Raw genomic sequence first — 24426 nt, forward strand, 5'->3', positions numbered from 1 at the left:
GCTGACGCGTGGGCGGTTCGGAGCGGGCCGTCCGCGCTCCGCGCGCGCCTCTTGCCAGCGGCCCCGGCCGGCTGAATTACTGCTCCCAGGAAGATCCACCGAATGATCGTTCGGCCCCGGGTGTCCGGTGGTCGCCCGATCGCCCATCGACGCGGAGGGAAGGGGCCCCGATGACGGCCATGCTGGACGCGGCGGAACGGCTGGGCCGGGACGGACTGGAAGCCTTGCAGCTGGAGCGGCTGCGGACGACGCTCCACCACGCGTACACCAACGTCCCCTTCTACCGTGCGGCGTTCGACCGTGCGGGGCTGCGGGCCGAGGACTGCCGCACGCTGGGGGACCTGGCGCGCTTCCCGTTCACCACGAAGGCCGATCTGCGGGACAACTACCCCTTCGGGATGTTCGCCGTGCCGGAGCGGGACGTCCGCCGCATCCACGCGTCCAGCGGGACGACGGGGCGTCCGACCGTCGTCGGCTACACCGAACGGGATCTGGACACCTGGGCCGACGTGGTCGCGCGGTCGATCAGGGCGGCGGGCGGGCGCCCCGGCCACAAGGTCCATGTGGCCTACGGATACGGGCTGTTCACCGGCGGTCTCGGGGCGCACTACGGGGCGGAGCGGCTGGGGTGCACGGTGATCCCGGCCTCCGGCGGGATGACGGCGCGCCAGGTGCGGCTGATCCAGGACTTCCGGCCCGAGATCATCATGATCACCCCGTCCTACATGCTGACGCTGCTGGACGAGTTCGAGCGGCAGGGCGTGGACCCCCGGTCCACCTCCCTCCAGGTGGGGATCTTCGGTGCGGAGCCGTGGACGGACGCCATGCGCCGCGAGATCGAGGACCGGTTCGCCATCGACGCGGTCGACATCTACGGGCTCTCCGAGGTGATCGGCCCCGGCGTCGCGCAGGAGTGCGTGGAGACGAAGGACGGGCCGCACATCTGGGAGGACCACTTCTACCCGGAGGTCGTGGACCCCCTCACGGGCGAGGTGCTGCCGGACGGCGAGGAGGGGGAGCTGGTCTTCACCTCGCTGACCAAGGAGGCCATGCCGGTGATCCGCTACCGCACCCGGGACCTGACCCGGCTGCTGCCGGGCACGGCCCGGACCTTCCGGCGGATGGCGAAGGTGACCGGCCGCAGCGACGACATGGTCATCCTGCGCGGGGTGAACCTGTTCCCCACCCAGATCGAGGAGATCGTGCTGCGGACACCCGGTCTCGCCCCGCACTTCCAGCTCCGGCTGACCCGGCAGGGGCGGCTCGACGCGCTGACGGTACGGGCGGAGGCGCGGGGCGACGCGACGGCCGCCGACCGGGAGAAGGCGGCTGTGGACATCGCGGCGGCGGTCAAGGACGGGATCGGGGTGTCGGTCGGCGTGGAGATCGTGGACCCGGAGTCGCTGGAGCGTTCGGTGGGCAAGATCCGCCGCATCGTGGACCTGCGGGAGCCCGGGACGCGGTGAGCGCGCGGTCCGGACGGGAACGCGGTGAGCGCACCATCCCGGTCCGGACCGGGAGCACGGTGAGCGCGCTGTCCCCCGGCCCTGAGGGGCGTCGCTGTTCACACCGCCGCAACACCCGTTCCCACGATGCGGACAGCCGCCGGAAAATCTCGACAGAACGCCCCGGGCGCTGCCAGTCTCCCGCTATGCCTCTCGTCAGCCGTTCCCTGGTCACCGCCGCCTGCTCCGCTCTCGCCCTCTGCGCCGCCCTGACGGGGTGCGCCCCGCAAGCGGAGGAGAAGGGGGCGTCCGGCGAGGCCGGTGCGTCCGGGTCCTGCACGTCGGGCACGCTCCCCACCGAGGTGCCCGGGAAGCTGACCGTCGGCACCGACAAGCCCGCCTACGCGCCCTGGTTCGCCGACGACGAGCCGTCCAACGGGAAGGGCTTCGAGTCGGCGGTGGCGTACGCGGTGGCCGAGGAGCTCGGGTACGCCCGCGACGCGGTCCTCTGGCAGCACACGCCGTTCAACAGCGCGTTCGCGCCCGGGGCGAAGAAGTTCGACTTCGACATCAACCAGGTCTCCATCAGCGAGGAGCGGAAGAGGGCCGTGGCCTTCTCGTCCGGTTACTACGACGTCCGCCAGGCCGTCGTCGCGCTCGCGTCGTCCAAGGCGGCGCGGGCGAGGAGCGTGGCCGACCTCAAGGACGTGAAGCTGGGCGCCCAGGTCGGGACCACCAGCCTGGACTTCATCGAGGACCTGGTGAAGCCGGCCGAGCGGCCCGCCGTCTACCAGCGCAACGACTTCGCGAAGACGGCGCTGAAGACCGGCCAGGTGGACGCCATCGTGGTGGACCTGCCGACCGCGTTCTACATCACCGGAGCCGAGGTGCCCGAGGCCGAGGTGGTGGGCCAGTTCCCCGGCTCCGCCGCGAAGCCCGAGCAGTTCGGTCTGGTCCTGGACAAGCAGAGCACGCTCGTCTCCTGCGTGAGCGGGGCGGTGGACGCGCTGCGGAAGGACGGCACGCTGGCCGCCCTGGAGAAGAAGTGGCTCTCCGACGCCGTCGACGCCCCGGTCCTCAAGTGACGGCGGACCAGACCCCCGCCGTCGAGGACGGCTACAGACCTTCCGAGCGCCGTCTCGCCCGCGAACGCCACCGCCGGGCCCGTACCCGGCGGGCCACCGCGATCGCTGCGGCCAGCACCCTGGTCGTGGGCGTGGTGCTGTTCGCGCTCATCACCGGCTCACCGGGGTGGCCGCGTACCAAGGAGACGTTCTTCTCCGCCCACTACGCGCGCGTCGCCCTTCCGCAGGTGCTGGAGGGGCTGTGGCTGAACCTGCGGCTGCTGGCGGTGTGCGGCGCGGCGGTGCTGGTGTCCGGTCTGCTGCTGGCGGTGGCGCGCACCCTGCGCGGCCCGGTGTTCTTCCCGGTCCGCGCGCTGGCCACCGCCTACACGGACTTCTTCCGGGGGCTGCCGCTCATCATCTGCCTGCTCATGGTGGTGTTCGGGGTGCCGGCGCTGCGCCTGGAGGGGGTCACCACCGACCCGGTACTGCTGGGCGGCGCCGCGCTGGTGCTGACCTACTCGGCGTACGTCGCGGAGGTCTTCCGGGCGGGCATCGAGTCCGTGCACCCCTCGCAGCGGGCCGCGGCGCGTTCGCTGGGGCTGAGCAGCGGGCAGGCGCTGCGTTTCGTCGTTCTGCCGCAGGCGGTGCGCCGGGTCGTGCCGCCGCTCCTCAACGACCTGGTGTCGCTCCAGAAGGACACCGGTCTGGTCTCCATCGCCGGGGCCGTGGACGCGGTGTACGCGGCGCAGATCATCGCCAGCAAGGACTTCAACTACACGCCGTACGTCGTCGCGGGCCTGGTCTTCGTCGCGCTGACCATCCCGATGACCCGGCTGACCGACTGGGTGACGGCCCGGATGGACCGTCGGCGGGCGCAGGGAGGACTGGTATGAGTACGGCGGCGCAGGCGGCCGCGGTGCTGCGGATGGAGGCGGTCCGCAAGTCCTTCGGTACGTCACTGGTACTGCGGGACGTGGACCTGGAGGTCGCCCCGCACTCGGTGACCGCCCTGATCGGGGCCTCCGGGTCGGGGAAGTCGACACTGCTGCGGTGCGCCAATCTGCTGGAGGAGGTGGACGACGGGGCGATCTGGCTGGACGGCGAGGAGATCACGGACCCCCGGGCCGACGCGGACGCGGTGCGCCGCCGGATCGGGGTGGTGTTTCAGGCGTACAACCTCTTCCCGCATCTGACGGTCCTGGAGAACATCACGCTGGCCCCGCGCCGTGTCCACGGCCTGTCCCGGTCCCGGGCCGAGGAGGAGGCCCGGGAGCTGCTGGAGCGGCTGGGGCTCGGGGCGAAGTCGGACGAGTACCCCGACCGGCTCAGCGGCGGGCAGCAGCAGCGCGCGGCGATCGTCCGGGCCCTGGCGGTACGGCCCCGGCTGCTGCTCCTGGACGAGATCACGGCGGCCCTGGACCCGGAGCTGGTGGGCGAGGTGCTGGGCCTGGTGCGGGAGGTGAAGGACGAGGGCATGACGATGGTCATCGCCACGCACGAGATGGCCTTCGCCCGGGAGGTCGCCGACCAGGTGTGCTTCCTGGACGCGGGGGTGGTGCTGGAGCGCGGCACTCCCGAGGAGGTGTTCGGCGCGCCCCGCGAGGAGCGGACCCGCCGGTTCCTGCGGCGGATCGTGGCGGCGGGGCGGCTCTGAGCAGCCGCCTCCTGGGCCGCTGTGGGCGTCGGTCCCCTAAGTCGCCGGCCGCCGAGTCCCGGCCGCCGGGTGGCCCGTCGGGGCGGGCGGCCGGGGCCGGGGCGTCGCGCTCGTGAGGACCCGTGGAACCCGGGTCAGCCGGCCGGGCTCACCTCACCGATGGCGGTGTCCAGGATGGACAGGCCGAGGGACAGTTCCTCCTCGGTCGCGGTCAGCGGTGGCGCGATGCGGAACACACCGCCCATGCCGGGCAGTTGCACGATGTTCATGTGGAGACCCAGTTCGAGACAGCGACGGGTCACACGGGCTCCCAGCTCGTCCGGGCTCTGCTTCGTCCCCCGGTCGGTGACCAGTTCCAGGCCCATGAGCAGACCGCGTCCGCGGATGTCGCCGATGACCTGATGGCGCGTCATCAGCTCCTCGAGCCCCCCGCGCAGATGACTCCCGAGGTCCCGGGCCCGCTCGTCGAGACGCTCCCGCGCGAGGACGTCGAGCACCGTCAGCCCGACGGCGGCCACCAGCGGATCGGACACATGGGTGGTGAAGAACAGGAAACCGCGGTCGTACGCCTCCTGTTCGATCTCGGCGCTGGTGATCACCGCGGCGAGAGGCAGCCCCGCGCCCAGGGTCTTGGAGACCGTCAGGATGTCGGGGACGACCCCGTCCCGCTCGAAGGCGTACCAGGTCCCGGTACGGCACAGGCCGGTCTGGGCCTCGTCGAGGATCAGCAGCATCCCGCGCTCCCGGCACTTCTCCTTCAGCGCCGCGAGATAGCCGGGCGGAAGGTCGATCACGCCGCCGGAGCTGAGCACGGGCTCCACGAGACAGGCGGCCAGGCTGCCGGTGGACTGGGCGTCGATGAGGTCGAAGGCGAGGTCGAGCTGGCGGCGCCAGTCGAGGACGCCTTCGGGCGTGGTGAAGTCGGGGCGGTAGGCGTTGGGCACCGGGATGGCGAAGTTGCCGGGAGCCGACGGCCCGTAGCCCCTGCGGCCCGCGCTGTAGGTGGCGGACGCGGCGGCCTGGGTCATGCCGTGCCAGGACCGGGCGAAGGAAACGATCTCGTGTCCGCCGGTGACCAGCTTGGCCATCCGGATCGCGGCCTCGTTCGACTCCGCGCCCGTGGTCAGCAGCAGCGCCTTCTCCAGCGGCGCGGGCAGGGACTCGGCCAGCCGCCGCGCCAGGTCCACGACCGGACGGCTGAGCATCCCGCTGTACAGGTGGTCGAGGGTGGCCACCTGCTGGTGCACCGTCTCCACGATGGCCGGGTGGGAGTGCCCGAGGATCGCGCTCATCTGCCCCGAGGTGAAGTCGAGGATCTTCCTGCCCTCCGCGCTGTACACGAAGCTCCCCGAGGCGCGCTCGATGATCTCGCGGGTGAAGCTTCCTCCGTAACGGACCAGATGCTGGTCGGCGTGCGCCCAGAAGGTGCGGGCGTCGGACTCTGTGGCGGATGTCGGGATAGCCATGCCGGCGACGGTAGGGCGGCGGCGAGCGCCGCGTCCATCAAACATTTCCTGCTCTCCTGTTCGGCGGAGCCGCACAGGGCACATAGGGATCGCGGCCTAGGCTGGCGAGGTGATGAATCCCTGGAGGCTGCGGCTGCTCACGCAGCTGGACACCCTCGGCACCGTGAGGGCGGTGGCCCAGGCAGCCAGCCTGAGCCCGTCCAGCGTGTCCCAGCAGCTCTCCGTACTGGAGAGCGAGACCCGGACCCAGCTGATCGAGCGCACCGGGCGCCGGGTCCGGCTGACCTCGGCCGGAGTGATCCTCGCGCAGCGGGCGCGGGCGCTCCTGGACCACATGGACAGTGTGGAGGCGGAGCTTCGCGGCTTCGGCGAGGAGCCCTCCGGCCTCGTACGGCTGGGCGCCTTCCAGAGCGCCGTACACACCATGGCCCTGCCCGCCGCGCAGCGGCTCGCGTCCCGCCATCCCCATCTTCAGGTCCAGCTCATGGAACTGGAACCGCACCAGAGCGTCCCGGCCCTGCGCGTCGGTGACGCCGACCTCGTCATCACCACCACGGACTTCGGCGAACTGCCCCTCGGCCCCGACCTGGACCTCGTCCCCCTGGACTCCGACCCGGTCCTGCTGGTGCTGCCGCCCAGGCATCCGGCCGCCGGACGCGGGCCGGTGGATCTCGCGGCGTTCGCCGACGAACCGTGGGCCTTCGACATCCCGCAGTCCTACATGGCCAACCTGGCGCTGCGACTGTGCCGCCAGGCGCGCTTCGAGCCCCGGATCGTGGGCCGGTTCAGCAACTACACCCTGACCCTGCAACATGTCGAGGCCGGTCTCGCGGTCGCACTGCTGCCCGCGCTGGCCGCGCACACGACCCGCTATCAGGTGGCCACCAGAGAGCTCGCGACCCCCGTCTCCCGCACCATCACCGCGGCGCTCCGGCGCGGCACGCCGCCACGGGCGGCGGTGCGGGCGGTCCTGGACGAACTGCGTCCCGCGCTCCGGACGGCGTCGGCCCCGGTGGAGTGAACTGCCGGACGACGTCCGTGATGAGGCCCGCCGTCACCTCGTCCGGATCGGGCCGTGCACGGCATCCGCTCCCGTGAAGCTTCCCGCCGCACGGACCCCGGGCCCGGCCGGTTCCCGTGGATCCCGCCGCCGGGTTCGACACGACGGCGGGACACGGACACGGACACGGACTCGGTCGCGGGCGCGGCGCGGCTACGGCTTGTAGACCGCGTCCTGGCCGTAGAGCTCCCTGGTGAAGGCGGAGACGTCGGCGCTGCGGTCGCTGCCGTCGAGGTTGTAGGTCAGGAAGACGCCGTAGCCCTCGGTGACGGTACGGCGGGCCAGGCCGGTGACCGTGCTCGGTGAGGTCGCGCCGATGTGGACGGCGGCGGGAGAGAGCTGCGACTTGGGCAGGCCGATACGGGGCACCTGCCAGCTGCCGTAGTACGGGTTCCAGGCGTAGGTGAACTTGGTGGACAGGTCCACGCCGCCGTAGGAGAGGCGGGCGGCGGCCGGGCCGATGTTGTAGAGGCTGATGATCTTGTCAGGCAGGTTGGCGCGCAGCGCTGTCACCAGGTGGACGAAGGAGCTGTCATTGGGCTGGCCGGTGCCGTTCTTGCCGTACTCGGCGTACTCGTCGTCGAAGTCGATGCCGTCGAGCCCGTACCGGTTCACGGCGTCCGAGAGCAGTTCGGCGTAGTCCGCGGCCGCCTGCTGGGACGGGAAGTTGGCGAAGCCGGCGCCCTGGTGGTTGCCGAGGACGGAGAGGACGACCTTGATGCCCTTGTTCTGGAGCGGGCGGATCTCGGTGGCGGCGTTGTCGAGGACGCGCTGCACGTTCTCGTTGAAGTGCAGGGTGGCCTTCTTCGCACCGGTGTCGTAGTTGATGTTGGCGGCGAAGATCACGGCCACGTCGAAGACGTTGTCGCCGTTGGACAGCGTGTACTTGCCGACGTTCGTCATGCTGTGGTTGTTCACCTCGACGTAGGCGACCGAGGTGGGGCCCGCCTTCATGGGGTGCGGGATCTCGTCGGCGAGCGTCGGGGCCGCCGTCGCGCCGGTGGGAACCAGGGCGCCGAGAGACAGGGCCACAGCGGCGGAGAGGGCGAGCGCGCCCACCCGGACTCTGCGCGACATGAGTGTCTTCATTCTCGATCGGTCTCCCATCTCGCTTTCGGCACACGCCGGTTGGCGGGCGCCACGTCGCAGCCCACGAGTATCCGCCGCTCGGCCGGGACCCGGGAGGCCGTGCGCCAACCCCTCACCATTCCCCCGCACACCGCCGGGCGGTACCCCGGCTGCCGAGGCAGCGGGCCGGGAAGGCCCGGGAGGAGCGGCGGAGCGCGTACGGCAGGCCCATGGCCCGTACGGAAGGAGGAAGGACGCAGGAGCGCGGGCGGAGGGGGAGGAGGCGGGCCGCCCGGACCCGTGCTGTGGCTAAAGGTGCCGCTGGTGGCCCTCCCAGTACGGTTCGCGCAGGCGCCGTTTGTAGAGCTTGCCGTTGGGGTCGCGGGGCATGGTGGCGATGAAGTCGAGGGAGCGCGGCCGTTTGTACCCGGCGAGCCGCTCCGCGCAGTGGGCCAGGATCCCGGCGGCGAGCGCGTCGCCCGGTTCGTGGCCCTCGGCCGGCTCCACCACGGCCTTGACCTCCTCGCCCCGGTCGGCGTGCGGGACGCCGAAGGCGGCCGCGTCCGCGACGGCGGGGTGGGTGAGCAGGGCGGATTCGATCTCGGCGGGGTAGATGTTGACACCGCCCGCGATGATCATGTCGATCTTGCGGTCGCGGAGGAAGAGATAGCCGTCCGCGTCCAGCACGCCGAGGTCGCCCACGGTGAAGAAGTCACCGATGCGGTTCTTGCGGGTCTTGTCCTCGTCCTTGTGGTAGCTGAAGCCTCCGGTGCTCATCTTCATGTAGACGGTGCCCAGTTCGCCCGGCGGGAGGCGGTCGCCGTCGTCGTCGAAGACGGCCAGTTCGCTGATCGGCCAGGCCTTGCCGACGGTGCCGGGCTTCTTCAGCCAGTCCTCGGCGGTGGCGAACGCCCCGCCGCCCTCGCTCGCCGCGTAGTACTCCTCGACACAGCTCCCCCACCACTCGATCATGGCCCGTTTCACGTGGTCGGGGCAGGGGGCCGCCCCGTGGATGGCGTGCCGCATGGAGGAGACGTCGTAGCGGGCCCTGACCTCCTCGGGCAGCGCGAGCAGCCGGTGGAACTGGGTGGGGACCATGTGGGTGTGGGTGCACCGGTGCGCCTCGATGAGGCGCAGCATCTCCTCGGGGTTCCAGCCGTCCATCAGGACGAGCGGGTGGCCGATGTGCAGGGCGGCGCCCGCGAACTGGAGCACGGCGGTGTGGTAGAGCGGCGAGCAGACCAGGTGGGTGTTGCCGTCGAAGGGCCGGATGCCGAAGATGCCGAGGAATCCGCCGAGATAGGTCTCCTCGGGTTCCTTGCCGGGCAGCGGGCGGCGGATGCCCCGCGGGCGGCCGGTGGTGCCCGAGGTGTAGTTCATGACCCAGCCGAGGGAGCGGTCCGGCGGCGGGGTGCCCGGATGCCCGTCGAGGAGTTCGGCGTAGGGGCGGCCGCCGTGGACGGCGCCCACTCCGTAGCGGTGGCTCACCGGCAGCTCCGCCTCGTCGGCGGCGGCGGTCGCGGCGGAGGCGAACCGCTCGTGGGCGATCAGCACCCGGGCACCGGAGTCGGCGACGATCCAGGCGATCTCGGGGCCGACCAGGTGGTGGTTGACGGGGACCAGGTAGAGACCGGCCTGGGACGCGGCGAGGTAGGCGGTGAGGAGTTCGACGCCGTTGGGCAGCACGACGGCGAACGCGTCCCCCTCGCGCAGCCCCGCCGCGCGCAGCCCGTGGACCATGCGGTTGACGTCGGCGTGCAGGCGGCCCGCGCTCCACTCCTCGCCGTCCGGGGCGATCAGGACGGTGCGGCCGGGGTCGGCGGCGGCCTGGGCCCAGAATCCGTTCGGCGGCTGGTTCATGTGGCGCTCCTTCCGGCGATGCGGTTGATGCGGGTGACGGCCCGTTCGAAGCCGCGGGTGAGGTCGTCGACGACGGCCCGGACGCTGCGTTCGCTGGTCATCCGGCCGACGATCTGCCCGACGGGCGTGCCCAGCAGCTCCCCGACCTCGTACTTCTGGATGCGGGACACGGCCTCGGCGACCAGCAGCCCCTGGAGCGGCATCGGCAGGGTGCCGGGTCCGGCCGGGTCGTCCCAGGCGTCCGTCCACGCGGTACGGAGCTGGCGTGCGGGCTTGCCGGTGAGGGCGCGGGAGCGGACGGTGTCGCCGGACTCCGCCGCGAGGAGCTTCGCGGTGAGGGCGCGCGAGTGCAGGTCGGCCTCCTCGGTGGTCAGCCAGAGCGAGCCGAGCCAGACGCCCTGGGCGCCGAGGGCGAGCCCGGCGGCGACCTGTTCCCCGCTGCCGATGCCTCCGGCGGCGAGCACGGGCAACGGGGCGACGGCCTCGACCACTTCGGGCACCAGCACCATGGAGCCGATCTCCCCGGTGTGGCCGCCCGCCTCGTACCCCTGGGCGACGACGACGTCGATGCCGGCCTCCGCGTGGCGGCGGGCGTGGTGGGCGCTCCCGGCCAGCGCGGCGACGAGGACCCCGTGGCCGTGGGCCCGTCGGACGACGTCGGCGGGCGGGGAACCGAGGGCGTTGGCCAGCAGCTTGACCGGGTAGTCGAAGGCCACGTCGAGCTGGCTCCGGGCGACCTCCTCCATCCAGCCGGTGATGCGCCAGCCGGACACCTCCCCCTCGGCGAGTTCGGGGACGCCGTGGCGGGTGAGGAGGTCCTGGACGAAGCCGCGGTGCTCCTCGGGGATCATCGCCTCGACGTCCGCCTCGGTGACCCCTTCGACCTTCCGGGCGGGCATGACCACGTCGAGGCCGTAGGGCTTGCCGTCGGCGTGCTCGTGCAGCCGGTCGAGGTCGCGGGCGAGGTCGTCCGGCGCGGTGTAGCGAACGGCCCCGAGCACGCCGAACCCCCCGGCTCTGGTGATGGCGGCGGCGACCTCGGGGAACGGCGTGAAGCCGAAGATCGCGTGCTCGATGCCCAGGCGCCGGCTCAGCTCGGTCTCCATGGGCGGCAGGATGCCGCAGCGGCGTGGCGGAGGGAAGAGACTTTCTGATGGAACGTCAGATTCTTTGCGGGCCGGGAGGCGTACGGGAGGGCGGAGGTGACAGTAACCTCGGGCGACGGCAGGAACTTTCAGCGTTCGACGAACGCCCGGAAGTTACTTTCACGCGGGAAGGGGTCGCGGATGACCGGGGCAGCGAGCGGTGGCGTACCGACGACGGGCGGGATCGGCCGCCGTCGGCTGGGCGGCGGGATACTGGCTCTGGGCGGGGCGCTCGCGCTGACGCCCCTCCCGCTCGCGGCCGCGGCGGGCGGGGTCCGCCCGGGAGCGGCCGGCGGCACGGCGGACGGCGCGGCGGGCACGGAAGCGGGAGCGGGTATGGGACCAGGGGCGCACCGGCCGACGCTGCGACGCGGCAGCGCCGCCCGCGCCGGACTGCTCCAGGGCCCGCTGGACCACCTGGTGCGGGAGGCCGAGACGTATCTCGCCGACTCCCCCGAGCACCCCTGGTACGCGGGCGCGGTGCTGCTCGCCGGGCGGGGCGGCACGGTGGCACTGCACCGGCCCATCGGCAAGGCGGTGCGCTACGCGTCGTACGACGAGAAGACCGACACCGGGGTGGAGTTCCCGCCGGACCGGCAGATCGCGATGGCCGAGGACACCGTCTTCGACCTGGCCTCGATCTCCAAGCTGTTCACGTCGATCCTGGCGGTGCAGCAGATCGAGCGGGGCGCGCTGGCGCTGGAGGCGACGGTCCTGTCGTACCTCCCGGAGTTCACCGGCGGCGGCAAGCAGGACATCACGGTCCGTCAGCTGCTCACGCACACCTCGGGGTTCCGCTCCTGGATTCCGCTGTACGAGGAGCCGACCCGGGAGGGCAAGCTCCGGATGCTGTGGGACGAGGTCCCGGTGTCCGCCCCGGGCACCGCCTACCTCTACTCCGACCTCAACCTCATCTCGCTCCAGCTGATCCTGGAGAAGCTCACCGGCCGCCCGCTGGACGCCCTCCTCCACGACGAGATCACCGCCCCGCTCGGGATGCGCCGCACCCGCTACAACCCGCCCGCCTCCTGGAAACCGAGGATCGCGGCGACGGAGGACTCCCGGCCGCCCTGGTCGGGACTGGACCGCGGTCTGGTGTGGGGCGAGGTCCACGACGAGAACGCCTTCGGCTTCGGCGGAGTGGCGGGCCACGCCGGGGTGTTCTCCTGTGCCTGGGACCTCGCGGTGCTGGCCCGGACACTGCTCAACGGCGGGGTCTACGGCCGTGCCCGCGTCCTCTCCGAGAAATCGGTCGACCTGCTCTTCACCGACTTCAACACCGCCTTCCCCGGCGACGAGCACGGCCTGGGCTTCGAGCTCTACCAGCACTGGTACATGGGGGCGATGGCCACACCCCGCACCGCGGGCCACACCGGGTTCACCGGTACCAGCCTGGTGCTCGACCCGTCGACCGACACCTTCCTCGTCGTGCTCGGCAACTCCGTGCACCCGGTGCGGAACTGGCGCACGGGCAGCGCTCCCCGAGTGGCGACGGCGAACCAGCTGGCCCGCGCCGTCCCGGTCCGGCCCGAGCGGGGGCGCACGGCCTGGTTCTCCGGGATGGCGAGCGCGTCCACCGCCACCCTGACGCTTCCCGCCCTGCGCCTGGGCTCCGACCGGGCCCGGCTGGACTGCGCGCTGTGGTGGGACACCGAACCGGCCGTCGACCACCTCTTCCTGGAGGTGTCGGAGGGGACCGGCGGCGGGGACTGGCGCCCCGTGCCGTTCACCACCTCCCGGCCGGGCCCCGGCCACCACCGCCCCGACCCCCAGCCGCACCCGACGGGTTCGGTCTCCGGCTGGTCCGGCCGCGTCTGGCACCGGCTGGAGGCGGACCTGTCGCCCTGGCGGGGCCGGAAGGTCCGGCTGCGCTGGCGCTGTACCACCGACGAACGCTACGTGGGCCGGGGTGCGTACGTGGACGCCCTGCGGGTGCAGGACGGGGGCCGTACAGTCTTCGACGCGGAACGGCCCCGGGACGCCGGGCGGATCGAGGCGGCGGGCTGGGTGCGGTCGGCGGACTGAACGGTCCCGTCGGCCATCGCGCCGCACCGGGGACGCGACGCGGCCCGTGCGGCGCGGGCCCGTGCGGCGCGGCGGCCCGGCGCCTCGGGCCCGCCTCCGTTCAGCGCCCCAGCGCCGCCATCGCCGCGTTGTGCCCGGGGACCCCGCTGACCCCGCCGCCGCGCACCGCGCCCGCCCCGCACAGCAGGACGCCTGCGTGCGCGGTCTCCACGCCCCACCGCCCGGTGCCCTCCGCCGCGTACGGGAAGGAGAGGTCGCGGTGGAAGATGTGGCCGCCGGGCAGCCGCAGGTCCCGTTCCAGGTCGAGCGGGGTCCTCGCCTCGATGCAGGGCTCGCCGTTCTCGTCGAGGGCCAGGCAGTCGGTGACCGGCTCCTCCAGGTGGGCGTCCAGCTCCGCGAGGGTCGCCCTCAGGAGCGCCGAACGCGCCGTGTCGTTGTCGGCGGCGAACAGCCGGGCCGGGGTGTGCAGGCCGAACAGGGTCAGGGTCTGGTAGCCGCGCGCGGCCAGTTCGGGGCCGAGGATCGAGGGGTCGGTCAGCGAGTGGCAGTAGATCTCGGACGGCGGGGCCGCGGGGAGCCGTCCCGCCGACGCCTGGCGGTAGGCGTCGGCCAGCTGCCCGTACCCCTCCGCGATGTGGAACGTACCGGCGAAGGCCTGCCGGGGGTCGACGGCCCGGTCGCGGAGCCGGGGCAGCCGGGTGAGCAGCATGTTCACCTTGAGCTGGGCGCCCTCGGCGGGCGGCGGCGGGGTGTCGCCGAGGAGGGCGGCCAGGGCCTGCGGGGAGGCGTTCACCAGCACCCGGCGGGCGGCGACGGTGCGCTCGCCGTCCGGCGTGGAGACGGTGACCTCGGCGCGGGCGCCGTCGGTCTCGATACGGGTCGCCTCGTGCCGTACGCGGATCTCCGCGCCCGCCGCGCGGGCGGCCCCGGCCAGCGCGTCGGTGAGCGCGCCCATGCCGCCCACGGGGACGTCCCAGTCGCCGCTGCCACCGCCGATCACGTGGTAGAGGAAGCACCGGTTCTGGACCAGGGACGGGTCGTGCGCGTCGGCGAACGTGCCGATCAGGGCGTCGGTGAGGACGACCCCGCGCACCAGGTCGTCGGTGAAGTTCTCCTCGACGGCCACACCGATGGGCTCCTCGAAGAGCGTCCGCCAGGCCTCGGCGTCGTCGATCCGCCGGCGCAGCGCGTCCCGGGCGGGCAGCGGCTCGGTGAGCGTGGGGAAGACCCGCTCCGCGACGTGCCGTGTCATGCCGTAGAACCGCTGCCAGGCCGCGTACTCGCGCTCGCCGCCGGTGAGCGCGGCGAAGGACTCCCGGGTGCCCTCCCCCGCGACGAGCAGCCCGGTGGGGCGTCCGTCGCGCACGGCGGGAGTGTAGGAGGAGAAGTTCCGCTTGCGTACGGCGAAGTCCAGGCCCAGATCGCGGACGATCTTGCCCGGCAGCAGGGACACCAGATACGAGTAGCGCGAGAGCCGGGCGTCGACCCCGGCGAAGGGGCGGGTCGAGACCGCCGCTCCCCCGGTGGTGCCGAGGCGCTCCAGGACGAGGACGGACTGTCCGGCACGGGCGAGGTAGGCGGCGGCCACCAGACCGTTGTGACCGCCGCCGACGATGACGGCGTCGTAGCGGTCGTGTGCGGGCGACCGGCCTGCGGGGACCTGGGGCGAGGCGGAGCGGGGTGCGGGCATGCACCTTCGTAACACGCCGCCCGCCGCCGCGGCCAGGGACAGCCGCACCGGCCGGGACACGCACGCCGGGCAACGGGTCGCGGCACGCGCCGCGAGGCGTCGGCCGGTTCAGCCGGGCGGGGCGGCGTTGCGGGCTCGGTGGGCGGCGAGGGAGCGGTGCAGTTCGGCGGCCTCCGGGGAGCGCCCGAGGCGCTCCAGGCAGTGCGCCTCGTCGTTGCGGGCGGCCAGCGTCCGGGGGTGCCCGGGGCCCAGCGCGCGGCTGTGGGCCTCGGCGACCTGACGGTAGGCGACGAGGGCGTCGTCCCACCTGCCGAGCCAGCCCAGGCCCACGGCGACCTCCCGGCGGCTGACCACGGTGTCCGGGTGGTCGGGGCCCAGGGTGCGCTCCCGCAGGGCGCAGACCTGGCGGGCCTGGGACAGCGCCTCCTCCCAGCGGCCCATCCGCCCCAGATTGACCCCGAGGCCGTGGCGGGCGCGCAGGGTCTCCGGATCGGCCGCTCCCGCGGTGCGGGTGCGGTCCTCCACCAGCGACCGGTACAGCTCCAGGGCCTCGGCGTGGCGGCCGAGGCGGCCGAGGCTGATGCCGGTCTCGTAGCGGGCGGCGAAGGTGTCGGGATGGTCGTCCCCGAGGGCGGAGGCGCGGGCGTGCGCCACGTCCTGGTAGGTCTCCAGCGCCTCCGCGTGACGGCCCAGAGCGCCCAGGGCGTGGGCCGCTTCGCAGCGGGTCGCGAGCGTGTCGGGGTGCAGCGGGCCGAGCAGCCGGGCACGGGCCTCGGCGACCTCGCGGGCCGCCCGCCAGGCCTCCTCGGGCCGTCCAAGCCGGCCGAGGTTGTACGCCAGGTTGTGGCGGCAGCGCAGGGTGTCGGGGTGGTCGGGGCCCAGGGTGCGCTCGTGAACGGCGAGCAGGGCCTCGTACACCTGGTGGGCCTCGGTGTGCCGGCCGAGCTGTCCGAGGGCGTTCGCGGTCTCCTCCCGGGCGGCGAGCGTCTCCGGGTGGTCGGGGCCCAGGGTGCGTGCGCGGCCCGCGGCGGCCTGGCCGAACGCGCGCAAGGCCTCCTCGGCCCGCCCCGTCCGGCCGAGGGCGACCCCCACCGCACCCGTCCCGCCCTCTCCCTCCTCCGGCTCCGTGGTGGGCTCCGTGGTGACCGGGCCGGGCTCCCCGTGCGCCCTCGCCGCGGTCCACCGCCCCGTCAGACCCGCTTCCGGGCCGAGCGGCCCGGCGCCCCGGCGCGCGGGGGACGCGGCCCGGCGCCCGGGGGTCATGGTGCGGGTCCAGGCGGGAAGGGCGGCTTCGCGCGCGACGCCCGTATCGAAGGTGAGCGGCCCGGGGACGGGCTGTTCGCCGCTGCGGCCGAGGACGATGCGGCGGCGCAGGTCTCCCGCGTCGGCGGGGCGCTCGTCGGGGGTCTTGGCGAGCAGGTCGAGGACGACGCGGTCGAGGAAGCGGGGCAGCTCGGCGCGGTGGGTGCGCGGGGGTCGCGGCGGGGTGTCGCGGTGGCCGACGAGGACGCCCCAGGCGTCCTCCTGGTCGAACGGCGGTACCCCGGTGGCGATCTCGTACAGCACACAGCCCAGGGAGTAGAGGTCGCTGCGGTGGTCGACCTCCTTGCCGCTGATCTGTTCCGGGGACATGTAGTGCGGGGTGCCCATGGCGATGCCGGTGGTGGTGAGGCGGGAGGACATGCCGATGTCGCGGCCGAGGCGGGCGATGCCGAAGTCGCAGATCTTCACCGTGCCGTCGGTCAGCCGCATGATGTTGGCGGGCTTCAGATCGCGGTGGACGATGCCCTGACGGTGGGTGTAGCCGAGCGCGTCGGCGACCTGTTCCGCGATGTCGACGACATGGTCGACGGGCAGCGGGTGCTGCTCGTTCTCCTCCAGGAGCTGGCTCAGGTTCTGCCCGTCGAGCAGTTCCATCACGAGGTACAGCACCCCGTCGTGTTCGCCGAAGTCGTGGACGACGGTGACGCCCCGGTGCTGGAGGGAGGCGGCGACCCGGGCCTCGCGGCGGAAGCGTTCGCGCAGGACGCGGGTGAAGGCCTGGTCGTGCTGGGGCCCCAGGGGCTTGAGGCACTTGACGGCGACCTGGCGGCCCAGCGACTCGTCGCGGGCCCGCCACACCTCGCCCATGCCGCCGCGTCCGATGAGTTCGAGCAGCCGGTACCGGCTCTGGATCAGCCTGGTGTCCGCCATCTGCCGTGTCCCGCCCCCGTAGTCCCGCCGCTCGCGCTCCGCCTTCGCGCCCTCCCCGGCCCGTCCAGTATGGCCGCCTCACGGCGGAGCCGGTACGCGGCGGGGCGGCGCGAACCCGGGTCCGGCACCCGCCAGGTGCCGGACACCGCGCTCGCCGGGCGCGGCGACCGGATCTCGCGGCGGTGCGCGCGGGTCAGTCGCGGAGCGGGACGAGCCTCGGGACGGCGCGGACGTAGACCACCATGCCGATCACCTCGACCAGTGTCTGGGTGACCACGACGACCGCAGCGACCGCGAGCCGGTCGGGAAGGGCCAGGGCGAGCGGCAGGACGACCAGGGAGTTGCGGGTCGCGCCGGTGAACACGATGGCCCGGCTGTCGTGGGCGCCGAGGCGGAAGAGGCGGGCGACCGCGAGCCCGGCGAAGGCCATCACCACGAGGAAGGCCGCGTAGAACGGCACCACTCCGGCGATGTCGGACAGGTCCCCGGCGTCGCCGAGCCCCGGCACCTGGGAGGCGACCACGGTGAGCAGCGTGGCGCACATCAGCGGCACCATCGCGGTGCCGGCCGCGTCGGCGGTCCGGCGCCCGGCCGGGCGGCGGGCGGCCCACGCCTGGGTGAGCCACGCGAGGGCGAGCGGGACGACGATCAGGACGACGAACGCCTCGACGAACGGGCCCGCCTCCACGACGTCGGTCAGCTCCGGTCCCAGAAACAGGAACAGATAGCCGGGCAGCAGGACCATCTGCGCGATCAGGAGCAGCGGCGTCGCGGCGAGGAGGCGCTGCGCGCTGCCGCCCGCCAGGCCGGAGAAGACGATCACGTAGTCGACGCAGGGGGTCAGCAGCACCAGCAGCACCCCGATCCGTACGGCCTCGTCGTCCGGGAGGAGGGCGAACATGGCCGCCACCACCAGCGGTACGACCACGAAGTTCACCACCAACGCGGCCGCAAGGAAACGTCCGGCCCTGAGCGAGCGGACCAGTTCGGCGGCGGGCACCTGGAGGAACGTCACGAACAGCAGGGCCGCCAGGACGGGGTTGATCGCGTGTTCCAGCCCCGGCCCGGCCCCGGGTGCGGCCAGGCCCAGCGCCCCGCCCGCTGCCAGGGCCCCGACGTAGAAGGCGACCTGATGGCGTTCCATGCCCGCGACCAGGCCGGATGGGGGCGACAACGCACGGGCTCCTCGGGGATGGGACGCTCAGGGGGACGGTGGGGACCGGCTCGGCGGTCACGCCCGACCCTAATCCCTCTCTCCCGGCGGCCGGGCGGGCGGGGCCCGGCCGCGCAGGTCACCGCCTCACGCGGGGCATCCCCAGGCCGATCCAGGAGATGATCTCGCGCTGGATCTCGTTGTTGCCGCCGCCGAAGGTGAAGATCACGGCGGAGCGGTAGCCGCGTTCCAGTTCGCCGTGGAGTACCGCGCCCGCCGAGCCCTCCTTCAGTGCGCCCGCCGACCCGACGGCCTCCATCAGCCAGGCGTAGGCGTCGCGGCGGGCCTCGGAGCCGTAGACCTTGACGGCGGAGGCGTCTTGGGGGGTGAGGGTGCCGTCCTGGAGGGCGGTGACCATCTGCCAGTTGAGCAGTTTCATCGCGTCGAGGCGGGCGTGGACGCGGGCCAGGAGTGTGCGGACCCAGCCGAGGTCGATGACCCGGCGGCCGTCGGTGAGCTTGGTGTCGGCGGCCCAGCGCTGGACGTCGTGCAGGGCGCGGACCGCCATCGTGCCGTGGGCGGCGAGGGTGACGCGTTCGTGGTTGAGCTGGTTGGTGATGAGCCGCCAGCCCTTGTTCTCCTCGCCGACGCGGCGGGAGACCGGGACCCGGATGTTCTCGTAGTAGCTGGCGGTGGTGTCGTGCGAGGCCAGGGTGTTGATCAGGGTGCAGGAGTAGCCGGGATCGCTGGTGGGGACGAGCAGCAGGGTGATGCCCTGGTGCGGCGGGGCGCCGGGGTCGGTGCGCACGGCGAGCCAGACCCAGTCGGCGGTGTCGCCGTTGGTGGTCCAGACCTTCTGTCCGTCGACGACGTACTCGTCCCCGTCGCGCACCGCGCGGGTCTTGAGCGCGGCGAGGTCGGTGCCCGCGTCCGGTTCGCTGTAGCCGATCGCGAAGTCGATCTCCCCGGCGAGGATGCCGGGGAGGAAGTGGGCCTTCTGCTCGTCGGTGCCGTAGCGCATGATCGTGGGGCCGACGGTGTTCAGGGCCATCAGCGGCAGGGGTACGCCGGCCTGGGCGGCCTCGTCGAAGAAGATGAACTGTTCCATCGGGGTCAGCCCCCGGCCGCCGTACTCCTTCGGCCAGCCGACGCCCAGCCAGCCGTCGGCGCCCAGTCTGCGCACCGTCTCGCGGTAGAAGCGCTTCTGCGCCGCGGGGCGCGCGTAGCGGGCGTAGGCGTTGTCGGGCACCAGGGCCGCGAAGTACGTCCGTAGTTCGGCGCGCAACTGCTGCTGCTCACGCGTGTATTCGAGGTGCACGGCCCCTCCAGAGTCTCGCTTCCGCGTCGCCCGTGTCCGGCGGCGCACACAGTAGAACGTGTTGCAAGAATCTGGAAGGGCCGGGGAGGCCCTGGTGGGGCGTCAGCGTTTGACGGCCCGCAGGACCACGAACTTCGGGTCACCGGCGACGGTGACGCAGTTGCCGAAGATCCGGCGCAGGTGGGTGTGGTAGGAGAGGTGCCGGTTGCCGACGACCCAGAGCTCGCCGCCCTGGCGCAGCGCGGTGCGCGCCCCGGTGAACATCCTGCGGGCGGTCGCGCCGGTGGTCGCCAGGTGGGAGTGGAACGGCGGGTTGTTCAGCACCAGGTCCACACTGCCCGGGGCGAGGCCGTCGAGCCCGTCACCGACCAGGAAGTCGGCGCTCGCCCCCTCCGGTGCGCTCTCGCCGAAGGTCTCCTCGGCGGAGGCGACGGCGCCGTAGGACTCGTCGGTGAAGGTGATGTGCGCCCCGGGAGCGGCGATCGCGGCGGAGAGGCCGAGGACCCCGTTTCCGCAGCCCAGGTCGACGACGCGGGCGGAGCCCTCGGGGACCGGGAGGTGCTTGAGGAAGAAGCGGGTGCCGATGTCGAGGCGGTCGGCGCAGAAGATCCCGGCGTGGTTGACGACCGTCCGCCCGGAGGCGGGGCCGACGTCGGCGGGCAGCGCGTAGCGCAGGGGCCAGGGGCTCGGCGCAGGCGGTAGGGCGGGGTCGGGCGCGCAGAAGATGAGCCGCGCCTTGCCGACCGCGAGGGAGGTGCGGGTGGGGCCGATGATCCGCTCGAAGAGTTTCAGGGTGGAGGTGTGGATCTCCTTGACCATGCCGGTGCCGATGACGACGGTGCCGGGGTGGACGGCGGGGGCGATCCGGTGCAGCTGGTCCTCCAGGAACGCCAGCGACTTGGGCACCCGGACCAGCAGGACGTCGATCCGGTCCGGAGGGGTGTCGCGGGAGGACAGCAGCCGTACGGTGTCCGCGTCCAGGCCGTTGCGCGCGAGGTTGGCGAGGGTGGCGCGCCGGGCCAGGGAGGAGTCGGTGATCTGGACGGGCCGGTGTCCGGCGAGGGCGGTGGTGAGGGCGCCCCACCGGTCTCCGAGCACGGCGACCGTGCCCGCGAGGCCGAGAGGGCCCGTCCCGGGGTCCGCCAGGTGCCTCAGCAGGTAGGCGTCCGCGGCGTCCCACGCGCGGAGCGGGTCGCGCGGGTCATCGGGGAAGCGGGCCAGGTCGAACGTGCCCTGGGGGATCGTCAAGCGGTTCATAGGGGGCTCAGGCTAGCCGAGGGGGCCGGGCGCGCCCCACCCCGCTCCCGGCCCCTTCGGCCGCCTCCACCTGCGCGAACCGCGCGCCCGCCGCTCTCCCGCGGCCCGTTCCCGGAACCGTGCGGACGGGGCCGCCGCGGGCCCCGGTCAGGGCAGGCGCCGGTCCAGGGCCGACCGGCCTTCCTCCGCCAGCTTGCGCCGCGCCCACTCCAGCGTCTCGGGCGTCACGTCCCGGCCGGACGCGAGCACCACGTCCTCGGGGGTCGGCTCGTCGCTCGCCCCGGTGTGCAGCAGCCGGTCGGGCGTGACCCCGCGCGCCTGCTCTTCGGCCAGGGGCCCGGCCAGGGATTCGGACTCTTCGCTCATGCCGCCTCCTCCTCGTCCTTTCGGTCATTCTCGCCCGGCGGGTACCCGGCCGCATCCGAGGGCATGGCGGGCCGCGGAGTCCGATTCTTGACTTGCACATGATGGGTACACGCTGTTCACACCTACGGCACGCTGCGTGTGCGACGCTCCCGGCGACCACTTCCCGCCAGGCCGCCGTGAGGACACCCCGCAGGGTCTCGTCGCGGCGCCCGCGTTCCGGAGAGGACACCCCACATGTCCCGTCGTCATTCGTTCTCCGCGCGTCCGCTGCTGGCCGTGGCTGCCGCCGCCACCGTGCTCGCGGGCACCGCGGCCGCCGCGCCGGCGGCCGGGGCCCCCGCCCCGGCCCCGTACACCGCCACCTCCGCCGCCCTCGACGACACCTACTACCAGGACGCCGTCGGCAAGACCGGCGAGGAGCTGAAGGCGGCCCTGCACACGATCATCAGCGACCAGACCAGGCTCTCCTACGGCCAGGTGTGGGACGCGCTGAAGGCCACGGACCAGGACCCCGCGAACACGTCCAACGTGATCCTGCTGTACACCGGGCGCTCGCAGTCCAAGAACGACAACGGCGGCGGCTCGGGCCAGTGGAACCGGGAGCACGTCTGGGCCAAGTCGCACGGCGACTTCGGCACCTCCACGGGTCCGGGCACCGACATCCACCATCTGCGGCCGGAGGACGTCCAGGTCAACTCCGCCCGGGGCAACAAGGACTTCGACAGCGGCGGGAGCGCGGTGGGCGGCGCTCCCGGCAACTTCACCGACGGCGACTCCTTCGAGCCGCGCGACGCGGTCAAGGGCGATGTGGCCCGCATGATCCTCTACATGGCCGTCCGCTACGAGGGCAACGACTCCTTCGCCGACCTCGAACCCAACGACCAGGTCAACAACGGCTCCGCGCCGAAGATGGGCAAGCTGTCCGTCCTCAAGCAGTGGAGCCAGGAGGACCCGCCGGACACCTTCGAAAAGCGCCGCAACGACGTCATATTCGACCAGTTCCAGCACAACCGGAACCCGTTCATCGACCACCCGGAGTGGGTCGACGCCATCTGGTAGTCCCCTGCCCTCAGCCCTCCCCGGCCAGGGCCCGCGCGCTGCCCTCCACCGCCTCGACGCGGGTGGCGTGGCGTGGCAGGTCCTGGCCGGTCCGCTCCCGTACCAGCTCCATCGCGCCCAGCAGGCCGTTCGGGTCGACGACCGCCGCGCGCCGCCCGTCGTTGACGAGGCGGGCCAGCCCGGTGAGCAGCATCGCCAGGGCGACGGAGTCGACGGACGTGACGTCGTGCAGGTCGAGGACGACCGGGCCGCCGTCCGGGCCGGACTCGTCCAGCGCGTACAGCACGCGCTCGGCGGCCGTGAAGTCGATGGACCCCTGGGCGACGACCACACCGACCTGTTCGTGCAGGACCCGCTCGTGCCCCGCCGAGGGCGCGGAGGGCAGGTCGTCCGCGGTCGTGACGAGGGTGACGGTGGACCCGGGGAGCGCGGGGTTGAGCATGAGGTGGAGCCCGTAGCGCCGCGACATCGTCTCCAGCGCCGCGTGGCCGCGGACCGATCCGCCGGTGGAGTCCAGCGGCGGGCTGTACGTCGCCACCCCGAAGCGGGCGGGACCCACCGCGATGAGGCCGCCGGACACCCCGCTCTTGGCGGGCAGCCCCACCCGCAGCAGCCAGTCGCCGGAGCCGTCGTACATGCCGCAGGTCGCCATGACGGCGAGCACCCGGGCGGCGACCTCGGCGGAGACGACCTGCTCGCCGGTGACCGGGTTCACTCCCCCGTAGGCGAGCGTCGCGGCCATCGTGGCGAGGTCGAGCGCGGTGACGCGGATCGCGCACTGCCGGAAGTAGCGGTCGACCGCGAGCACCGGGTCCACGGGCATGGTGCCGGTGGAGCGGATCAGGTACGCCAGCGCCCGGTTGCGGTCCCCGGTCACCGACTCGGAGCGGAACACCTCCTCGTCCACGTCCAGTTCGCGTCCGGCGAAGCGGCCGAGGCAGTGCAGGATGCGGCGGAAGGCGTCGTCGCCGGGGGCGTCGGGGATCAGTGCGGTGGTGACGATCGCGCCCGCGTTGACCATGGCGTTGGCGGGGCGGCCCGTGCCGGGTTCCAGGCTGATGGCGTTGAAGGCCTCGCCGCTCGGTTCGGCGCCCACCCAGCGGCTCACCTCGTCGAGGCCGAGCAGGGACAGCGCGAGGGCGTAGATGAACGGTTTGGAGACGGACTGGAGGGTGAAGGGGACCTCCGCCTCACCCGCGCTGTAGCGGTGGCCGTCCATGCTGACCAGGGCGAGCCCGAAGGCGTCGGGGTCGGCGAGGGCGAGCTGGGGGATGTAGTCCGCCGGTCTGCCCTCCCGTACGCCGGCGAACTGGGCGCGCAGATTCTGGAGGGAGTCGGTCACCGCGTCGGCCGCGCTCATGGGACGTCCTCCCTCAGCCGCGCTCGGCCTGGGCGACCCGCGGGGTGCTCTTCACCCCGGCGGCCTTGCGGCTGTTGGCCTGCACGTCGACCGTGCGGTCCGGCGGCGCGTCCTCGACGCCCACGACGACCGTGTCGAGCACCTGGTCGTCCGCGCCGACGAACTCCACCTTCACGGCGTAGAACGCGGGCCTGGAGGTGGAGTTGGTGACCCGGACCCGCGCGCTGCGGACCTCCTCGGAGGCGGTCACCGGCAGGCCGCTGACGGAGACGTCGGCGACCGCGTTCCCCCGGCCCCCGACGCCGTCGAGCCGCTTCGCGGCCTCCTGCCGTACGCGTTCGGACTCGGCGGAGACCGAGGCGGCGAAGCTCCGCTGGGTGCGCGGGCTCGCGGACTGCGACGGCGACGCGCTCGTCTCGGGCGACGCGTGCGCCTCGCCCGGCCCGTGCGACTCGGGGGTGAGGGTGCGCACGCCCCGGTCGGTGCCCGCGCCGCTGGGTGTCGGAGCCGCAGGCCGCCGCGCCGACGGCCAGGAGGACGACCGCCACGACGGGGGCCAGGGTGCGCGCGGGGAGGTTCGCTGTCACGGACGGTCCGTCCAATCAGGGAAGGGGAGGAGAAGAGAGGAGACGCAAGGGAGGGAGATGGGCCGGGGTGTGCTCGGGCGCCCGCCCGCTCACGCCGTCTCGTCGCCGAAGATGTCGCGGAGCTTCGCCTCGCGCTCGGTGTCGAGGTTGCTGTGCAGCAGTTCGGCTCCGTCGCCGGGGAGCCGGGCGCTGATCCGGTCGGGCACCTCGTCCCGGGTGAGCAGGAACAGTGCCGACGTGCCGGGGGTCACCTTCTCCTTGATCTCGGCGATGAACTCGTCGTCGATACCGACGTCCGCCAGCTTCCCGCCGAGCGCACCGGCGGCCGCGCCGATCGCGGCTCCCAGCAGAGGCATCAGGAAGATCAGCCCGAAGAGCATGCCCCAGAAGGTGCCGCTGAGGGCTCCGGCGCCGACGAGGTTGAGCAGCTGCCTGGTCCGGGGCTTGGCCCGGTCCTCGGGCCAACTGACCACCGCGGCGTCGAGGATCGTGACCAGCCCCTCCTTCTGGAGGGACTTCAGCGCCTCCTCGACGTCGTCCGCCCCGTCGGCCGTCCGGAACTTCCACACCGTGAGCGTGGACATCGCGCGCACCTCCGCAATCCGTGATCACCAACTCGCCCATATTAGGATCAAAAGGTATGAATTGACTCG

At 73.0% G+C, this 24426-nt stretch carries 19 protein-coding genes and 1 pseudogene; 7 read left to right on the plus strand and 13 right to left on the minus strand.

The window, feature by feature from the left end:
- Positions 1 to 170: 170 nt before the first annotated feature.
- The 4 genes from paaK (at position 171) to ACIRRU_RS19640 (ending at position 4166) form a co-directional block, all read left to right on the plus strand.
- Positions 171 to 1466, plus strand: coding sequence for a phenylacetate--CoA ligase PaaK (gene paaK / locus ACIRRU_RS19625; protein WP_403682054.1), 1296 nt, complete (start codon positions 171 to 173; stop codon positions 1464 to 1466).
- A 185-nt stretch (positions 1467 to 1651) separates the two neighbouring features.
- Complete coding sequence (locus ACIRRU_RS19630) at positions 1652 to 2530, plus strand: ABC transporter substrate-binding protein (RefSeq protein WP_403682057.1); 879 nt, start codon at positions 1652 to 1654, stop codon at positions 2528 to 2530.
- Positions 2527 to 3405 carry an amino acid ABC transporter permease gene (locus ACIRRU_RS19635; protein WP_403682060.1) on the plus strand — a complete coding sequence of 293 codons (879 nt, stop codon included), beginning with the start codon at positions 2527 to 2529 and terminating at the stop codon, positions 3403 to 3405. The genes ACIRRU_RS19630 and ACIRRU_RS19635 overlap by 4 nt, the downstream gene beginning before the upstream one ends.
- On the plus strand, positions 3402 to 4166 hold the full coding sequence (locus ACIRRU_RS19640) for an amino acid ABC transporter ATP-binding protein (protein ID WP_403682063.1): 765 nt from the start codon (positions 3402 to 3404) through the stop codon (positions 4164 to 4166). The genes ACIRRU_RS19635 and ACIRRU_RS19640 overlap by 4 nt, the downstream gene beginning before the upstream one ends.
- Before the next feature lie 134 nt (positions 4167 to 4300).
- Here the strand turns inward: ACIRRU_RS19640 and ACIRRU_RS19645 are convergent, their stop codons facing one another.
- On the minus strand, positions 4301 to 5632 hold the full coding sequence (locus ACIRRU_RS19645) for an aspartate aminotransferase family protein (protein WP_403682066.1): 1332 nt from the start codon (positions 5630 to 5632) through the stop codon (positions 4301 to 4303).
- 112 nt (positions 5633 to 5744) lie between these two features.
- On the opposite strand from ACIRRU_RS19645, the gene ACIRRU_RS19650 reads away from it, so the two are divergent.
- Positions 5745 to 6653 carry a LysR substrate-binding domain-containing protein gene (locus ACIRRU_RS19650; RefSeq protein ID WP_403682132.1) on the plus strand — a complete coding sequence of 303 codons (909 nt, stop codon included), beginning with the start codon at positions 5745 to 5747 and terminating at the stop codon, positions 6651 to 6653.
- 192 nt (positions 6654 to 6845) lie between these two features.
- On the opposite strand, the gene ACIRRU_RS19655 is transcribed toward ACIRRU_RS19650, so the two are convergent.
- From ACIRRU_RS19655 to ACIRRU_RS19665, 3 genes are all read right to left on the minus strand, one after another.
- Positions 6846 to 7781: an endo-beta-N-acetylglucosaminidase H gene (locus ACIRRU_RS19655; protein WP_403682069.1), complete on the minus strand. Its 936-nt coding sequence runs from the start codon at positions 7779 to 7781 to the stop codon at positions 6846 to 6848.
- Positions 7782 to 8069: 288 nt separating this feature from the next.
- Complete coding sequence (locus ACIRRU_RS19660) at positions 8070 to 9620, minus strand: acyl-CoA synthetase (protein WP_403682071.1); 1551 nt, start codon at positions 9618 to 9620, stop codon at positions 8070 to 8072.
- Entirely contained in the window at positions 9617 to 10726 is a 1110-nt protein-coding gene (locus ACIRRU_RS19665) for an NAD(P)H-dependent flavin oxidoreductase (protein ID WP_403682074.1), read from the minus strand. Before ACIRRU_RS19665 ends, ACIRRU_RS19660 begins: the two co-directional genes overlap by 4 nt.
- A gap of 180 nt (positions 10727 to 10906) precedes the next feature.
- Between ACIRRU_RS19665 and ACIRRU_RS19670 the strand changes: the two genes are divergently transcribed.
- Complete coding sequence (locus tag ACIRRU_RS19670) at positions 10907 to 12790, plus strand: serine hydrolase (RefSeq protein WP_403682076.1); 1884 nt, start codon at positions 10907 to 10909, stop codon at positions 12788 to 12790.
- Between the two features lie 100 nt (positions 12791 to 12890).
- On the opposite strand, the gene ACIRRU_RS19675 is transcribed toward ACIRRU_RS19670, so the two are convergent.
- The 6 genes from ACIRRU_RS19675 to ACIRRU_RS19700 all read right to left on the minus strand — a co-directional run bounded on the left by ACIRRU_RS19675 (position 12891) and on the right by ACIRRU_RS19700 (position 20767).
- Positions 12891 to 14480, minus strand: a complete 1590-nt coding sequence (locus ACIRRU_RS19675) for a phytoene desaturase family protein (RefSeq protein ID WP_403682078.1) — start codon at positions 14478 to 14480, stop codon at positions 12891 to 12893.
- Between the two features lie 108 nt (positions 14481 to 14588).
- Complete coding sequence (locus ACIRRU_RS19680) at positions 14589 to 16673, minus strand: tetratricopeptide repeat protein (protein WP_403682081.1); 2085 nt, start codon at positions 16671 to 16673, stop codon at positions 14589 to 14591.
- Positions 16674 to 16866: 193 nt separating this feature from the next.
- Positions 16867 to 17817, minus strand: a complete 951-nt coding sequence (locus ACIRRU_RS19685) for an arsenic resistance protein (protein WP_403682134.1) — start codon at positions 17815 to 17817, stop codon at positions 16867 to 16869.
- Between the two features lie 148 nt (positions 17818 to 17965).
- The gene (locus ACIRRU_RS19690) at positions 17966 to 19144 is read right to left on the minus strand and encodes an acyl-CoA dehydrogenase family protein (protein WP_403682084.1); all 1179 of its coding nucleotides are present in this window, start codon (positions 19142 to 19144) and stop codon (positions 17966 to 17968) included.
- 102 nt (positions 19145 to 19246) lie between these two features.
- A complete protein-coding gene (locus ACIRRU_RS19695; RefSeq protein WP_403682087.1) occupies positions 19247 to 20401 on the minus strand; it encodes a methyltransferase in 1155 nt (384 codons plus the stop codon).
- Positions 20402 to 20548: 147 nt separating this feature from the next.
- The gene (locus tag ACIRRU_RS19700) at positions 20549 to 20767 is read right to left on the minus strand and encodes a hypothetical protein (protein ID WP_403682089.1); all 219 of its coding nucleotides are present in this window, start codon (positions 20765 to 20767) and stop codon (positions 20549 to 20551) included.
- Between the two features lie 234 nt (positions 20768 to 21001).
- On the opposite strand from ACIRRU_RS19700, the gene ACIRRU_RS19705 reads away from it, so the two are divergent.
- Positions 21002 to 21826, plus strand: coding sequence for an endonuclease I family protein (locus tag ACIRRU_RS19705; protein ID WP_403682091.1), 825 nt, complete (start codon positions 21002 to 21004; stop codon positions 21824 to 21826).
- Positions 21827 to 21836: 10 nt separating this feature from the next.
- On the opposite strand, the gene glsA is transcribed toward ACIRRU_RS19705, so the two are convergent.
- The 3 genes and pseudogenes from glsA to ACIRRU_RS19720 all read right to left on the minus strand — a co-directional run bounded on the left by glsA (position 21837) and on the right by ACIRRU_RS19720 (position 24357).
- The gene (gene glsA, locus ACIRRU_RS19710; RefSeq protein WP_403682093.1) at positions 21837 to 23186 is read right to left on the minus strand and encodes a glutaminase A; all 1350 of its coding nucleotides are present in this window, start codon (positions 23184 to 23186) and stop codon (positions 21837 to 21839) included.
- Positions 23187 to 23199: 13 nt separating this feature from the next.
- A pseudogene (locus ACIRRU_RS19715) lies at positions 23200 to 23773 on the minus strand (hypothetical protein).
- Positions 23774 to 23862: 89 nt separating this feature from the next.
- A complete protein-coding gene (locus ACIRRU_RS19720; protein ID WP_403682096.1) occupies positions 23863 to 24357 on the minus strand; it encodes a DUF1269 domain-containing protein in 495 nt (164 codons plus the stop codon).
- Positions 24358 to 24426: the final 69 nt, after the last annotated feature.

It is taken from the genome of Streptomyces sp. NPDC101181 (genome assembly GCF_044767975.1).
In the GTDB taxonomy this organism is placed as follows: Bacteria; Actinomycetota; Actinomycetes; order Streptomycetales; family Streptomycetaceae; genus Streptomyces.

What these genes read in the sequence shown, in the direction of transcription:
- ACIRRU_RS19705 (WP_403682091.1), top strand. Translation starts at nt 21,002, where the DNA reads ATGTCCCGTCGTCATTCGTTCTCCGCGCGTCCGCTGCTGGCCGTGGCT.
- ACIRRU_RS19660 (WP_403682071.1), bottom strand. Translation starts at nt 9,620, where the DNA reads ATGAACCAGCCGCCGAACGGATTCTGGGCCCAGGCCGCCGCCGACCCC.
- paaK (WP_403682054.1), top strand. Translation starts at nt 171, where the DNA reads ATGACGGCCATGCTGGACGCGGCGGAACGGCTGGGCCGGGACGGACTG.
- ACIRRU_RS19645 (WP_403682066.1), bottom strand. Translation starts at nt 5,632, where the DNA reads ATGGCTATCCCGACATCCGCCACAGAGTCCGACGCCCGCACCTTCTGG.
- ACIRRU_RS19640 (WP_403682063.1), top strand. Translation starts at nt 3,402, where the DNA reads ATGAGTACGGCGGCGCAGGCGGCCGCGGTGCTGCGGATGGAGGCGGTC.
- ACIRRU_RS19665 (WP_403682074.1), bottom strand. Translation starts at nt 10,726, where the DNA reads ATGGAGACCGAGCTGAGCCGGCGCCTGGGCATCGAGCACGCGATCTTC.
- ACIRRU_RS19630 (WP_403682057.1), top strand. Translation starts at nt 1,652, where the DNA reads ATGCCTCTCGTCAGCCGTTCCCTGGTCACCGCCGCCTGCTCCGCTCTC.
- ACIRRU_RS19675 (WP_403682078.1), bottom strand. Translation starts at nt 14,480, where the DNA reads ATGCCCGCACCCCGCTCCGCCTCGCCCCAGGTCCCCGCAGGCCGGTCG.
- ACIRRU_RS19695 (WP_403682087.1), bottom strand. Translation starts at nt 20,401, where the DNA reads ATGAACCGCTTGACGATCCCCCAGGGCACGTTCGACCTGGCCCGCTTC.
- ACIRRU_RS19655 (WP_403682069.1), bottom strand. Translation starts at nt 7,781, where the DNA reads ATGAAGACACTCATGTCGCGCAGAGTCCGGGTGGGCGCGCTCGCCCTC.
- ACIRRU_RS19650 (WP_403682132.1), top strand. Translation starts at nt 5,745, where the DNA reads ATGAATCCCTGGAGGCTGCGGCTGCTCACGCAGCTGGACACCCTCGGC.
- ACIRRU_RS19720 (WP_403682096.1), bottom strand. Translation starts at nt 24,357, where the DNA reads ATGTCCACGCTCACGGTGTGGAAGTTCCGGACGGCCGACGGGGCGGAC.
- ACIRRU_RS19670 (WP_403682076.1), top strand. Translation starts at nt 10,907, where the DNA reads ATGACCGGGGCAGCGAGCGGTGGCGTACCGACGACGGGCGGGATCGGC.
- ACIRRU_RS19700 (WP_403682089.1), bottom strand. Translation starts at nt 20,767, where the DNA reads ATGAGCGAAGAGTCCGAATCCCTGGCCGGGCCCCTGGCCGAAGAGCAG.
- ACIRRU_RS19680 (WP_403682081.1), bottom strand. Translation starts at nt 16,673, where the DNA reads ATGGCGGACACCAGGCTGATCCAGAGCCGGTACCGGCTGCTCGAACTC.
- glsA (WP_403682093.1), bottom strand. Translation starts at nt 23,186, where the DNA reads ATGAGCGCGGCCGACGCGGTGACCGACTCCCTCCAGAATCTGCGCGCC.
- ACIRRU_RS19685 (WP_403682134.1), bottom strand. Translation starts at nt 17,817, where the DNA reads ATGGAACGCCATCAGGTCGCCTTCTACGTCGGGGCCCTGGCAGCGGGC.